Origin of the sequence: Lacrimispora amygdalina, from assembly GCF_900205965.1 — a bacterium.
Taxonomy (GTDB): domain Bacteria; phylum Bacillota; class Clostridia; order Lachnospirales; family Lachnospiraceae; genus Lacrimispora; species Lacrimispora amygdalina_A.
In genome coordinates this window covers 1-15,666 of sequence record NZ_OAOF01000027.1, presented here as the reverse complement: position 1 = coordinate 15,666, position 15,666 = coordinate 1, and the positions used below count along the sequence as shown (strand labels likewise).

The window sequence follows — 15,666 nt, the reverse complement described above, 5'->3', positions numbered from 1 at the left end:
AGTCTACACTTAAAATTATACTTTATGTAGCACATTATGTCAAGCGTTTTTCCATTTTCTTACCAATCCTAGTTTTATCATTTTTATGGTTCTCTGAACGTCTCTAAATACTCATCTACGATATTAATATTAACTAATACAATATTACCCTTTTTATAAACCGCTTTCGCTTCTCTGGCCAATTTTGTAAAAGAGCTTAACCCCATGGAATACATCTCTGCCCCTTCTGGATAACGCACAAATTTTTTGAATCGGCCTTGTTGTTCCTGTATTTTTCTGGATTGATTTCCGCTACGTTCTTCTTTCATAATTCTACCTATCCTCTCTTAAATTCAACTTTTCCATCAACCAGGATCAATGCTGCGTCAAAAGTGCTTCCATCCTTCTTTTTAAACCCTTTTAATACACTGGTACTACCTTTGGATATTAACTGTTTCACCATAGATTCAGTAACCTTTTTCCCTGCCTTTTCTTTCCAAATTGTAAATTCGCAGCCATCTCTATATCCAGTGCAGCCAAATGCTTTTGTGTTCTCTCTGACTGGCTTCCCACATTTTGGACACCGGAGATTTGACGATTCTGGTATCTTTTGAGGAGTAGAGCTAATACCAACAGTCTCTTGGCAGGATTTTAGATATCCAATGATTTCCACTTCCTCATCTCTAAGTTGCTGTAAAAAAGCTTCTTTCGTTATATTGCCAGCTGATATTTCTTGTAACTGATTTTCAAATTTAGCCGTTATTTCCACATCTTTTAATGCTTCAGGCAGTACATTAATATAATCACGGCCTAGTTCTGTAGAATAGTATTTACTTTTTTCCAGGCGTATATAAGGATTTCTCTGATTCATCAACTTTTTAATTATTTCTCCCCTAGTCGCACTTGTTCCAATATGATTTTTCTCCATCAAAGCTATAATACTGGAAACGGTATATCGTGCCGGCGGCTTGGTCTTTTTGTCTATTGCCTTAACTCCATCAACATTTAACTCATGACCCTTCTCTAAAACTGGCAGGATCTCTTTACTATCATCATCTTCTTTATCTTCCAGATTAAAAACCTCTTTATATCCTAATGATTTAATAACAGTACCTTTACTGCTAAAATTACAACCGGCCTTTTCTGTTACAATTTCAGTTACTTGATATTCATAAGGCGGATAAAAGATAGCAAGGAAAGAACGTACCACTGCTTCAAACACATTTCGCTCCGGCTCTGTCATTTGTGAAAAAGCTTGTTTCATATCAGAATGAATCGTTGGAATAAGTGCATGATGGTCTGTAACCTTAACGTCGTTAAAATATGCTTTATCTGGCTGAATTTTCGTTAGATCAATACGATCAACTATCGACTCATATTTTCCCCATTTACAGCTTTTTATATGTTCTCCCACTTCACGATATAAGTCCATACTCAAAGCCCTAGAATCAGTTCTGGGATAGCTCAATACTTTATATTTTTCATACAATGTTTGGGCAATTGCTAAAGTCTCTTCTGGAGCATACCCATAATGGCTACCCATATTTTTTTGCAGTTCTGCAAGATTATAAAGTGCAGGTGGTTTCCGTTGCTTATCAGTACTGATGTATTCCATTACAATTGCCGGTCTATGGTCACCTTGTAATTTCATCTCAAAATGTCTTACCTCTTCTTCATCAAAAATATCTGCGATTTTACCATCTAGTAATAATGTTCCTTTAAAGCCTTTACTGTACTGTAATTCAATATTGTAATAAGGCCGTGAGACAAAACTTTCAATCTCATTATCACGCCGCACGATAAGATGCAGCAATGGGGTTTGACAACGGCCATAAGATAACATAGTCTTCTGTTTTCCAATTGTTAACGTCAAGGCTCTGCTATAGTTGATTCCCATACTATAATCCCCCATCGCCCTGGCTTCTGCCTCTTCCAACAGCAATTTAAACTCTGTCGGCTCTTTTAAATTTGCAAATGCCTTCTTTAACGCCTCATCTGTCAGCGAGGATGCCCATAAAACCTTTTTAGGCTTCCGATTCCCAGCCAGACGATAAATCCATTCTTGAATTAGATACCCTTCTCGACCAGCGTCTCCAGCATTGATAATAGAACCCACATCAGCCCGATTTATTAGTTGTTTTACAACTTGAAACTGAGCTTTAGTGTTTGATAACACTTTTAAAGAATCCTGAAAAGAAAAATAAAAAGGCAAATCTTCTAGTCTCCACTGTTTATATCTTGGATCATGTTCCTCCGGATATTTAAGACCTACCAGATGTCCTATCGCCCAGGTAACAATATACCGGTCCCCTTCTATGTAACCTGTCTTTTTTTGTGTACAATTAAGTACCTTTGCCATATCAGCTCCAGCCGAAGGCTTTTCTGCAATAACTAATGTTTTCATGTGATTTCTCCTGTAATTAAGATCATTGTCAATAATTTTCTCACTAAATTAAATGGTAAGCCCGGATCCTGCCCTTGCAATCTGCGAATTACTGTTCTTCATATCAGTTTCAATTTCTGGTAATTCCAGCTTTTGTAATAACTGTTCCATTTGCAGTACAAAAGTTAAGTATACCTGTTTGGTGAAACTGGGTAATTTTTTCTTGCTTTCTGAATCTACATGATATGCGATACTAAATGAACGTTCTTGTTTTTTCTCTTGCCAAAATGATATACCAATTATCTCATTAGTTTCATTATCCATCATTTGGACATAAATATTTCCAAATGAGCCGTCGAACTGCCGCTCTACATCCTGGCAAATATCTTTTAAAATCAAATTATCACCGTCCGTATAACGCAGTGGTTCAGTATACATATCCAGAGCTGATTTTCTAATTAACATATAATCCAAATGGTAAGGATTGTTTTTGTAGAAAATCATCAAGAGTGCCATAATCAAACATGTCCCATTCTTTAACAGTTCTACTGGGAAATAGGAATCAACCTGTATATTATCCACGCTAACAAACGTGACTGGAGATAATGTTCCATCATTCATATAAATTTCCTTTCCAAGAGGGTATAATCCTCCTTAACAAGAGTTTAATCATCAGGCTGCAAAACTGCTTCTGGTTGGGGTAATTCTGGCTTTTCTGCTATATAAGTTTCAACCAATGATTTTACCGTTTCTATAGAAGTTTTCACTTCCTTTGATAAATCAACTGGTTTACTACCTAGACATTTTTGCTCTGATATTGCCAAAATATCTTGTGGTTTTAAGTAGCACTTAAATTCCCTATTCAACTCATTAAGTGCTGTTTCTTCATATACACTGATAACAATATTACTGGACCGATATACCATGGCCGGATTTTGCCAGATATTGTTGCCTTCATGTGCTGCATATTGTTCAAAAGACAAGTCCAAATCATTATAGGGGTCTATCACATTCGGCTTTACAGTAGCGATTACATGTTCGAGGATATTTTTCATATCACTATTCTCAGATATGTCAATTACCTTATCAATTTCTGGTACTGGTATTTCTAACTTAGCATTGGAGCCACGAAGAATAGGAATCTCCTGATCTAATAATTTCATGGTAAGAAGATACCCTTTCCCATTACCACAACCTTTAGAAGTTAGTAAACCAAGTGCCGCCTGTTTAAATGTTTCATTTAACCGAACCGGATTTCCATCCTGATAAAAAGTATATATGTTATCAGCCAAGGATAACGGACCGATCAGCGCTTCCTTTTGTTCTTGCCTGATAGAGTCCAAATAAATATTTTTATATTCTTGCTGATACCTGGCAATTTCAGATTCTTTATCAACTTGTTTCGAAACGGCTAACTGTAAACCCGGAATCCATTCATTAATAAATTTATCTTGTTCAATTTCCCATTGCTTATATTCTTCTTTATTACATTGAGTTTTCATCATTGCTTTATATGTTTCGCTAGTTTGATATTGAGCTAGATCCTGTATATGTTCCAGTAGACTACCCGAATCTGAACCGATATCATAACGGCCATCATAAATATGCACTTTATTTTCCTTTAATGCACAGATAGAAAAATAGGTTTTTTGATATCCCAAAATGTCCAGTTCAGTTGCTGCCTTATTGTAACCAGCAAGGCGATTACCCGCATCAATGAAGCTCATATATTCCGAATCATGAAACATGCCAGATTCACTAAAATCTATTCTAACAATGGGGTTTGTTTCAGATTCCTGCAATTGCAATAAATATCTTTTGGCTTCATTCTCCAATTGATTCTCATTAATCACATATATTAGACGGTTTTCATTCTCCATAATACACACATACAGATTGTGTTCCCCATCATTTTTATCTCCGAATGCCTTTAAGGGTTCCATAAATTCTTTTGTTGATAATATAAATTTATCACCAGAATCAATTTGCCCATTCTTATAGCGTTCCACTGATTCAACAATATAAGTCACTTCTTTATCTTTAAGAAATTCTGATAATTCGTCATCTGGCAAATCTGACAAATCCCTTTCTACATCAATCCCTCTTACAGTAAGTATATCTGGATTAAACTTTTCCCGTTGTTCTTCAGCTGCAGCCTCAATTGATGAAACCACAACATCCGGAAGATTATCTGCAAACCATGTTACCTTATCCCCATCTGGAGAGATATACGCTAATGTACGATAATCGGATACCATATGTACCTCATCCTCTGGATGGGAATAAATTGGTTCATTTTGGTTCCATACAGTAATTCCATTTCCCGCACTGCCAAATACCAGGTCATATTCAGTTATCCTTTGTTCCTTAGACGTTAACACTTCAGTAACATCGTTCAAATGAGGAAATGCACGGCGGCCATCAGCCCCATACTCTTCTTCGTGACGATCAATATCACGCATTGATAAGATATTGATATAATCATTCTCAACATCAACTCTAATCGGCCTACTATCATACTCAAAAGTTTCACCTCCTACAGTAACATAAAAGAATGTGGGGTCTTCCTCGCTTTGCCCCATGATGTAATTATCCTGATTCCATGTCCACTCATCTATAATTTTGCAGACATGTCCATCAATAAATATATGTTCATTCCCTTGGCGAACAAGACGCCCTTCTCGCTGCCTAATATCCAGAAGCTGCTTTATTGCTACTTCAACTGCTTTTTTATCAATTAAACCAGCGTTGATTTTGCTATAATCGCCGGCATGATAAGACTGTAATTCCTCCACAGTATATTGATCCATGGCTCCTTTAACTTCAGTAATAAAATCTCGCACTGCATCTTTTTCTTCAAATTGAATAATGTCATTCTGATTATTTTTTGACTGAAATACAACTGGGTCATTTGGTCCTTCTGTGAGAGCCAATTCGTACCCCAAACTCTCCATTCCTATAAGATCCTTCCTTCGATCAGCTAATTCAAAAGTACCAGAATACGTTGCACTTATATACGCTGCTCGTTTTACACTATCAAAATCAATTAAAGGCAATTTTTCTTCTAAATCTTCAATTTCTTTATACAAACTAAGTTCTCTTCTGATATCTATTTCATTTTTGATCCTAGCTTTGATTTGAAGATCCACAAAATGCTCCGGAAGTTTTGTAAAACCGATACGGGATACATAATAAGCGGACAAATCATCAAAATCATTAAACACAACAACAACATCACTAACACTTAGACTGTGCCCATAGTAATTAACCGGATGCATCTTTGTACCATTAAGCGTTTTAAATATTTTCTCACATAAAAGTTGCTGCTCATTATCTCCCTCCACTTTAGCATCCAAACTCTGGACATATATAAGCTCATAGTTCTCTACATTCGGAATTTCATTATGATTCTGGTGAAGGCTATTCAAATCAACAAATCTTCTACCATCATTTTCTGCAATATCTTTAAGTTGCAAAATAGCTAATTTAGGTTGTGAATTGTTTGTGATTTCTGCTTCCTTCAAAACTTGATCATATCGTTTAAATACTTGATCGTGTTCGGCTTCTTCAGTATGAGACACCATTACCTCAAGCATTTCACTATGTTGATAGATATCATTAGGAACTATTCCCGGTTTTCTTATATACTCGATCATTGCAACCGCTTCTATTGGTAATTCAGCAACTGTATTTTTACTATCTGTTTTTTCAGAAGATTTACTATTTGTTTCATTCATATTTTCTTCTCCTACGGTTATAAATTCCACAGTATCCAAATCTGGTGCTATATCGTATTCTTCAGGATGATTATCTGGATCATAAGCTTCAAACGCAATCCAGGACGAATCCCTTTTTATTGCATCAACTTTAATAGTGGTAGAATCATCTATAATACCCGTTTCGTTTTGCTCTTTCTCAGATATCCCCAATAAAGCATTCAATTCTTGTAGGCGTTCAATCTGACTTTTATATAGTTCTTCTTTCGGAAAAGGTTTCTCTGATTCTATTTTCGCAATTTCCAACTGTTTCTCAGCTGTAGATAATTTTTCCTCATTGGACTTAACCCTTTCCTCAAGCGAGTGGAAAGTCCGTGTGATTGAAGATATATTACTAACCGCATTCATACTCAAATCGAATATATAGTTAATCTCGCCGCCAATAATTACCTGAGGAACTATAGAAAAATCGACTTTTCTTGCAGTTATTTTGAATCCCAGATACGTCCCCAGTTGGTGTTCGGTATTTCGTAAAACACAGGCTTCATTTGCCGCTGCTATCAATGCCTCCCCTGCTTCCGTTCGGTCAGTGAATGTTTTATCCCCTATTACCATGGTAAATTCATCACCAGCCGGTGCATTGTTTTTGTATAGCTCGATATCCTTCGTGATTCCTGAAATTAGATTTTTCAACCGACTTATTTCCTGCGGATACTTTATTGTGTAATCATCCTGGTACCGATAAATATTACTCTTGTGATTGGCGAGTTCCCGGTTTAACTGACTGACCGAAATATCCAACTCCATCTTTTCCTTGATATATGGATTGCCGGTAGCTAATGCCTTGACCTCTGCATAGGATAAAGATTGATCATCCAAATCAGCACAACTACGGACCGGGGATTTTGAGGTCATAATTTGGCTAATGAACTTTTGCTTATTCTCAATGACCTGCCAAGAATATGCATCGAACGTGCCACTTGTTATATATCTAAAAATCCAAACATGGTCATTCTCATTGCCCTGCCTGATAATTCGCCCTTCACGCTGTTCTATATCTGATGGCCTCCATGGAACATCCAGATGATGTTCCGCAATCAGGTTCCGCTGCACATTAGTTCCAGCTCCCATCATAAAAGTAGAACCAAGCAGGAATCGCTTCTCTCCGCTTCTAACCTGTTTAAATAGTTTATCTTTTTGTATATCAGTTTTTGCGTCATGAATAAATGCGATTTCTTCCGCAGGCACTCCCAGTTCAACCAATTTCTTTTTAATTGCATCGTAGACACTGAAACTACCGTCTGGCTTTGGTGTTGATAAATCACAGAATATGATTTGTGCAGACCTTTGAGCCTTGGTCTGCTCCCAAATCTCATATGCCTTCTGTGCACAAACATTCGCCTTGGAAACAGGTACATCCGGCATATTTGGATTAATCAATCTTTGGTCCAGAGCCAACTTACGGCCATCATTTGTGATTTTCAGCATATTGTCTACGCTCGGATCAATATCCCCATTACGCACTGCATCGGCCCGTTCAGCTAAAGATTCCACCATCTTCTCTTGCAGCTTAGTCGGCTTTAATTTGACATTTACGTAAGTAGCTGTTGGTACAGCCAAATCAAGCATATCAGCTGTTTGAACATCAGCTGCCTCTTTCCAGAGACTCATTAATTCTGGGATGTTAAAAAAGCTTGAAAACCTTTTTTTAGCTCGGTAATTCGTTCCCTCTGGAGACAACTCTATGGCCGTTTGAATATTACCAAAAGTGGAAGCCCATGCGTCGAAATTTTCCAATCCATAACGCTCAAGTAAATCTGACTGAAGATAACGCATGTTGGTGTACAATTCTGTCATTGAGTTGCTAATTGGTGTTCCAGATGCAAATACAATACCGCATTTACCCGGAGTTATTTCATTCATATATTGACATTTCATGTACATATCTGTACTTTTCTGAGCTTCTGTTTGCTGGATACCGGCTACATTAGACATCTTTGTATATAAGTATAGGTTTTTATAGCTATGACTCTCATCCACGTACAATCGGTCAATTCCCAACTGTTCAAATGTAATTACATTATCCTTTTTCCCCTCATTATTTAATTTTTCAAGCTTGACCAACAATCTCTTTTCTGTTTTTTCCAGCTGCTTAACGGTAAACGATTGTCCTGACTCTGCCTTTTGTTCTTCAATGGCCCTTTCTATAGCCGTAATTTGACGATCAATATAATATTGCTGCCGCTCAACTGACAGTGGAATCTTTTCAAACTGTGTATGACCAATTATTACTGCATCATACTCCCCGGTAGCAATTTTGGAGCAGAATTCCCGTCTTCTGGCTGGGATAAAATCATCTTTTTTTGCAACTAAAGTGTTAGCTGAAGGATATAAATCGGTAAACTCTCGCCCCCATTGCTCAGTAAGGTGGTTCGGTACTACAATCATGGCTTTATTACACAAAGCAATTCGCTTCTGCTCCATGACTGAAGCAGTTATTTCATACGTCTTTCCAGCACCAACCACATGAGCAAGCAGAGCATTACCACCATATAGAGTGCGGGCTACCGCATTTTTTTGGTGAGCCATCAGCTTGATTTCCGGATTCATTCCTGGAAAGGTGAGATGAGATCCGTCATACTGTCGTGGACGATTATTGTTATAAAGGGTATTGTACTTATGTACAAGATAATTTCTCCGTTCTGACTCCGCAAATATCCAGTTCTCAAACTCAGCCTTTATCGCTTCAGCTTTCTGATTACATGTGGCTGTTTCCTCTTTATTCAGAATGGAATCGTAACGCTGTTTCTCAGAGTTCCACTTCTGGTCATAAACTTTCGAATCTCGTAAATTCAAACAGTTTTCAAGAATATGAAACGCATTTTTTCTTGAAGTACCATACTTGGTAGTAGCAAGAAGTATTGAATCACCTACAACCTTATTACTGATATTCCATTCACCATTGAGTTTTTCAAACGATACTGTAAGACGTTCACTTTTATTTGCTGTATCTGTAAATCTCCAATCTGGCAATTGAAATGTTTCTTTCAAATACTGTTCAATATATTCTGGTTCAATCCATGTAGCTCCCAAGCGTACATCTATTTCCGACGCTTCCAGAGGTTCAGGCTGTACTTGCTGTAAATACTGTACGTTTATATCATATTGTGAATCCATCTCCGCACATTGTATAGCCCTCTCCAATTTACGTTTTACATTTCCTGACAGATATTCATCCGCAGTGACATAACCAGAATACTCATCATCACCAATCTTATCTGGGTCTTTAAAAATCACCCCTCTCAGATCGGAAATCAGCTCGCCTTTTTCTTTCCCCACAAGTCCGGCCATGTAATCAAGAACAATATGACCTTTTTCCGACAATGACATCATCAATGCTTCATTTGCCGTGTCTACATGTGTTATCTCGGCTTTTGGATTGATAACACGTTTTGAGAATAATGCTGCTTTACCAGAAACAACATTGTTATCATCCATTATCTCAAAACTACACAGAAAACTGTATGTAACATCCTTTGAAAACAGCTTCTTATTCTCCTTGGAATGAATCACACCAAAATGCTCAACAAATGTATCATATAGCTCATTCAGCTTCGACATCTTAGCATCTATGCTATAATCAGGCTCATTATTTAGTTCTGCATCCAGCAACCCATACCCCATATCTCGCAGTTCAATCATTGCTTTTATCTGAGTCAAATCCTTAGTACTTATTTGCTCTAAAACCATAACTGAATCTGTGCGATAGTAAATATCATCATTCACCAAAGCGTAAGTATAGTTTCTAACTTGGGGATCTGCCGAAATAATGTTTATTTTTTCCGCTTCTGCATCGCTTTCGACATATGTATTAGAAAATTCACAATGAATATATTTATTAACTACAGCCTTAAGCTTATCATTCAAATCAGAATCAGTAGCCCTGCATGTCAATCGTTCACCGAACGGTCCGGATACGAATTTAAATTCTCCCAGTACCATATGAGGATTTTCTATGAAATAGCGGTTACAGCTATAGACCATTCCTTCACGTTCTTTTAATGTGACGTTCTCAGCATTTTGTCTAAGTTCAGTCTGGTTATCATCTAGTGTCTGTAAATAGTAGAATACTTTATTGTCCAATTGCTGAATCTCAATAACTTTTGCATCAAATTCTTTTTGCCTGTATGTAGCATAATCATATTGACTTGTTGTAACGATATCTCCAACTCTTACAGGATCCTTATCACTAATATTTTGATCCACATATAACCATATCGGGTTTGGATCAGGTACATGATCTAACTTTTGGAAAAAAAGTATATCTGTCACTGCTTCCGTACCAGCATTTGCTTTAAATGCATTGTCAGGCAGACGAATTGCACCTATTAAATTAGCTCTCTCAGCAAAATACTTTCGAGCTGATGAGTTTTTCTTATCCATGGTCCAGCTGGAAGTTATTACAGCCATCACACCACCTGGGCGCAGCTGATCAAGTCCCTTGGCAATAAAATAATCATGAATAGAAAAATTATACTTATCATAGATACGATCAGAGACTTTGTAATCACCAAAAGGAACGTTTCCTACAATCCCATCAAAGAAATTATTTGGGTATTTAGTTTTTTCATATCCTGTAATGCTTATATTTACATCCGGATAAAGCTGTTTTGCAATTCTACCAGTCAAGTCATCAAGTTCAACACCATACAGCTGGCATTCAGACATTGAAGCCGGAAGCATACCAAAAAAGTTACCAGAACCACAGGCAGGTTCTAAAATATTTCCTCTTTTTACCCCCATATTCTCAAGGGCCTGGTATATACTTTTTATAATTAATGGAGATGTATAATGGGCATTTAGTGTTGACGCTCTGGCTGCTAAATACTCATTCTGTGTTAATAATTCATGTAAATCCTGGTATTCATTTGCCCAGGCATCTTTTGCTTCATCAAATACATCTGCAAGACCACCCCACCCCACAAAACCAGCCAAAACCGCCTGTTCTTCATAAGTAGCAGATCGTTGATCCGCTTCTATTGTTTTTAAAACTTTAATTGCTTCTATATTTTGTTTAAACTTGGCCTTAGGTCCACCATTATTATTTAAATGCAAATCTTCAATTTTATAATTACGTGGTGATGGAATATCAATACTTAATTCTTCTTTGCTAATTTCTACATCTGGTTTATCAAGTGTATTGTCATGTTGAACTGTAAAAACAAACGAGGGATTGGATTGTTCCTCTTCGCCCAAATCAAGCTCAGGATTGAAGTCATCTGCAGAGTACGTCTGTACCAAAGAACCAGTCTCATCTGGTGAATATATAACCAAGCCTTCCTGCATCATTTTCAGTTTTATTTCATTCACATATAACTTGGGACCACTAAGTCTATCAACCGTATAAGAAATTTTCGCAATCTGTTCAAGTTTGTCCTCTGATATTTCTCCCATAGATTCTGGTAGCACAATTTCCGCAGAAAAGTTTGTCCAAATTTCTCCTTTCCTCTCAAACTCTATGAAATGTTCAGCTCCCCCTATCTTAATAAAACCATGTGGATTATCCATAGCTGCACGTAATGCGATTTCTTTCCTGTATTCCATTCGTTCTTCTGGAGTAATATATTCATCTGTGCTAATCATTGAATGGATTATTTTTTCAACTGTATTCCATTCCACTTTAGCCCGATAACATAATCCTTGTTTCTTCCATTTCAGTTCCATATTCCCGGCCATTGTACTACTAGAATATACACCTTCATAGCCATCGTCTGGCTTAAAAGAACTTCCTGATTGGCCATATTCTTTTTTAATAGCCTTAGCTCGATCTGATGCAACTTCTAATACCGAAGAGCCAACATAAAATTTTTCAATTCGGAATTTACTGTACCTAATATTTATACCTTTTTTTAAAACAGACTGAAGTAATGGTCTTGGTATCTGATCTGCTTGAATCGGATTATTCCAATTACCGGGAAAATCCTCCTCCATAATCGGTTCTGTTATTCTTTCAATGGCTAGATCATTCTTATTAATACCTTCGCTTTCAAAAATAGGTAATTTAAGTTGACCATAAGGTTTTGCATCCGTAGAATAGACTATTTCTTCCAATTTATCATCTTCAGTAACCTGCACAGAAATCGTCGGAGCTGCTTGTACCTCTACATTTGTCTGATAGCGTTCAAACAGTTTAATCTGTTCCCTTATCTCATGATAAACAGGTTTTGAAAATCTCATGATACCATCATTGACTACATATAGATCATTATGATCCAGATTTTGAATAGAATAATTATTTTCTTTTAACAATGGCTTATTTAATTCATCACAAACTTCTAAATCCAACCCACATCTCGCGAAAACAGCGTATGAAACTGACGCATGGAAAAAATTTTGAAGTTTTTCGATCTTCGTAGATAATAATTCTATATCATCATTATTAAGATTCCTTAAAAGCTCCTCTGTTTCTTCACGTTTTATAAATTTTTTTAGATAATTCCACATCTTTAATTCTATTGAATTTTTAGCATCATCTCTAGTTAATTCAGAAACATAACGTTCGTCTTTTGGAAATTCCCATAATTTAGGTAAAGGTTTTTGCCCCCTAGAAACAACATCATCAATATCAAACAAATACTGCAGCTGCGGTTTCCCATTGGAATAATCGACATAGGGGATTCCTTTACTGCCTCTACGTGGAACGCAATTTATTGCGTTCCATTCTGAATATTTTGCACATGCTGTAGCTCTTGGCCGTTGCGAATAAATAATTAACTGTATATCAAATGGGTAGTGTATGAACCTACCCTCAAAGGATAGAAAATCCTTCCAAGAATCTTCTGAACTACTAATATGATTCAATGCATCATCATAGTATTTTCTAACATCAATAAGTTTTGAAATACGATTTGTTTCCCTATTCATATAGATATCATTTCCTCTCCAGAGTTATTACTGCCCAAGGCGGTACTGAGGTAATTGTCAGGGCGGCACATAATGCATATGCCGGCCCCTATACAATCTTTCTCATCATTTTTCCTTCTAATTTTTCCAGACTCCATTTTCGTCCACATAATATCCATCCGGAGTAATTTCGTTTTTATACATCGATCCGTAAGGCTTACCCGGTTTTGTCGGATCATATTTCCACCCATCAGGATTGCTTCCATAATAGGTTTGTGCCTCATTCTGCTTTGTAAAGTAGTACCATTTATCGTCAATAAGTTGCCAGCCAGTAAGCATTTTTGTGTTACCTGGATCAAAAAAATAACGCTTATCATCCATTGGCTCATAATTCCAACCAGTCAATGCGGCTCCAAACCTGTCTCCAGGTTCTTTGTTAAGCTTATACCAAGTTTTTTCGCCTTCCAGATACCAGTCGTAATTTAACTTTCCTGCTTCATCAACATGGTACCAGTCCTTGCCGTCACCAACCCATTCATCCTTCGCTGGCGTACCATCCGGCTTCGTGTAGGTGACTTCAAGAGGATCATTCGGATTTACAGTAAACGTTCCTCCGGTATCAGGTACCTCTGGTTTTGCTGTGCTGTCAATAATGGGTGTGGGAGGAACGATTATTATCTCCGCTTCCTCTCGATCCTCAGATTCTGTTTTCGTAGGTTCTGGGTTTGTAGGCTCCGGGTTTGTAGGCTCCGGGTTTATAGGCTCCGGGTTTGTAGGTTCCGGATCAATATTCCCATTTTCAATCTTTTTATCATCAGAAGTTCCAATCTTCCCATCCGGACCTCTCCACCAATGATCCGGGTTTTCCCAGTTTCCACCAGTTCCAGGTGTGATATACGTTCCGTCACCATTGTCTATATAGGGTCCAGTTCCTCCGGGAATTATATGAATTTCTCGATCATCTTCGGTTCCGATGATTCCATCCGGACCTCTCCAGTGTCCGGTTCCGTTTTCCCAGCTTCCTCCGGCTCCCGGTGTGATATACGTTCCGTCACCGCTGTCTATATAAGTTCCGCTTCCTCCGGGAATTATATGAATCTCTCGATCATCTTCGGTTCCGATGATTCCATCCGAACCTCTCCAGTGTCCGGTTCCGTTTTCCCAGCTTCCTCCGGCTCCCGGTGTGATATACGTTCCGTCACCGTTGTCTATATAAGTTCCACTTCCACCGGGGATTATATGGATCTCTCGATCATCATCAGTTCCTAGCTCACCATCCGGACCTCTCCACCAATAATCAGGATTTTCCCAACTCCCATCAGTTCTAGGTGTAATGTAGGTTCCGTCACCATTGTCTATATAGGTTCCAGTTCCTCCGGGGATTATGTGGATCTGACGATCATCATCAGTTCCTAGCTCACCATCCGGACCTCTCCACCAGTGATCTGGATTTTCCCAACTTCCACCGGCTCCCGGTGTGATATACGTTCCGTCACCGTTGTCTATATACGTTCCGCTTCCTCCGGGGATTATATGAATCTCTCGATCATCATCAGTTCCGATCTCCCCATCCGGGCCTCTCCACCAGTGATCCAGGTTTTCCCAACTTCCACCGGCTCTCGGTGTGATATACGTTCCGTCACCGTTGTCTATATACGTTCCAGTTCCTCCGGGGAGTATATGAATCTCTCGATCATCATCAGTCCCGATCTCCCCATCCGGGCCATACCACCAGAGTTCGTCATCTGCTGTATTCCACTTACCATCAGCTCCTGGTTTTCTATATGTACCATTTCCAATATAAATCCATTTGATCGACCAGTGACCATAATAAGTCTGATCCCCCAGCGCTGCCAAGGTAGTCTCCTTAATTCGGATTCCACCTTCAGGCTCCGTATACCAGCCCAGGAATGCATACCCTGTTTCATATAATATTGGCAATTCACCAATTGGCAGTGCATATGTTACAGTCTTATCTTCCGAATCATTTATTGATTCAGAATTACTCTTGAAATGAATCGTATACTGGTTTGCGGTCCATTTTGCCTTATATTCCACATTTCCAGCCTCTACACAGCTTTCAGAGGTTATCTTCTCTCCACTTTCATTAAACCAGCCAGCAAAGGTGTACCCTGGTTTCTCTGGTAACGGAAGCGTTCCCATCTGCATGAAATAATCTCGGTCTATTTCTACAACTTTCTGTTTTCCATCTGCATCCGTATAAACAAAGCGGATTTTGTATGAGTTGGCTTTCCATTCTGCGTGATAGGTGTATCCATCCGCTTCGGAATCTGGTCGAAAGATTGTATGAGGATTGATTTTATTATGATCTTCATCATACCAACCGTTAAAGGTATAACCCTTTTCTTCAGGGATCGGTAAACTGCCAAATATCTGATCATATTTCTGATTAATTGTAAAGGTTTGTACCGACTCTCCATCTGGCTGCTCCGCCTCTGAAACAAGGCGGACCTCATAAGTTACCGGCTCCCAGCTACCGTAATACACGGCATCCCTTGGCTCTACCATGGAATGTTCCGTAATCTTAGTTCCTGATCCATTCTTTCCTGTCCACCAGCCGTTAAATTTCCAACCATAGATTTCCGGCACCGGAAGAGTCCCCAGCTCTGTATCAAAGGTATGATCTTCCTTTTGTTTCTCCCCGGTCCACCTTACGTGATCCGT

General features: G+C 38.3%; 5 protein-coding genes and 1 pseudogene. All 6 read right to left on the bottom strand.

Annotated features, from left to right (window positions below; all coding sequences use genetic code 11):
• Positions 1-83: 83 nt before the first annotated feature.
• Entirely contained in the window at positions 84-308 is a 225-nt protein-coding gene (locus CRO04_RS22890; protein WP_207654508.1) for a DUF6462 family protein, read from the bottom strand.
• An 8-nt stretch (positions 309-316) separates the two neighbouring features.
• Positions 317-2,383, bottom strand: a complete 2,067-nt coding sequence (locus CRO04_RS22885) for a type IA DNA topoisomerase (RefSeq protein ID WP_097006567.1) — start codon at positions 2,381-2,383, stop codon at positions 317-319.
• Positions 2,384-2,431: 48 nt separating this feature from the next.
• Positions 2,432-2,983 carry a hypothetical protein gene (locus CRO04_RS22880; RefSeq protein WP_097006566.1) on the bottom strand — a complete coding sequence of 184 codons (552 nt, stop codon included), beginning with the start codon at positions 2,981-2,983 and terminating at the stop codon, positions 2,432-2,434.
• Positions 2,984-3,027: 44 nt separating this feature from the next.
• The gene (locus CRO04_RS27520; protein WP_420323215.1) at positions 3,028-7,503 is read right to left on the bottom strand and encodes a YodL domain-containing protein; all 4,476 of its coding nucleotides are present in this window, start codon (positions 7,501-7,503) and stop codon (positions 3,028-3,030) included.
• 2,835 nt (positions 7,504-10,338) lie between these two features.
• Positions 10,339-11,211 (bottom strand): annotated as a pseudogene (locus tag CRO04_RS27515) (N-6 DNA methylase); the annotation flags it as partial.
• A 1,908-nt stretch (positions 11,212-13,119) separates the two neighbouring features.
• Positions 13,120-15,666, bottom strand: a 2,547-nt coding sequence (locus CRO04_RS22870; RefSeq protein WP_207654507.1) for an InlB B-repeat-containing protein, incomplete at its 5' end; no start/stop codon positions are given.

What these genes read in the sequence shown, in the direction of transcription:
- CRO04_RS22890 (WP_207654508.1), bottom strand. Translation starts at nt 308, where the DNA reads ATGAAAGAAGAACGTAGCGGAAATCAATCCAGAAAAATACAGGAACAA.
- CRO04_RS27520 (WP_420323215.1), bottom strand. Translation starts at nt 7,503, where the DNA reads ATGCCGGATGTACCTGTTTCCAAGGCGAATGTTTGTGCACAGAAGGCA.
- CRO04_RS22880 (WP_097006566.1), bottom strand. Translation starts at nt 2,983, where the DNA reads ATGAATGATGGAACATTATCTCCAGTCACGTTTGTTAGCGTGGATAAT.
- CRO04_RS22885 (WP_097006567.1), bottom strand. Translation starts at nt 2,383, where the DNA reads ATGAAAACATTAGTTATTGCAGAAAAGCCTTCGGCTGGAGCTGATATG.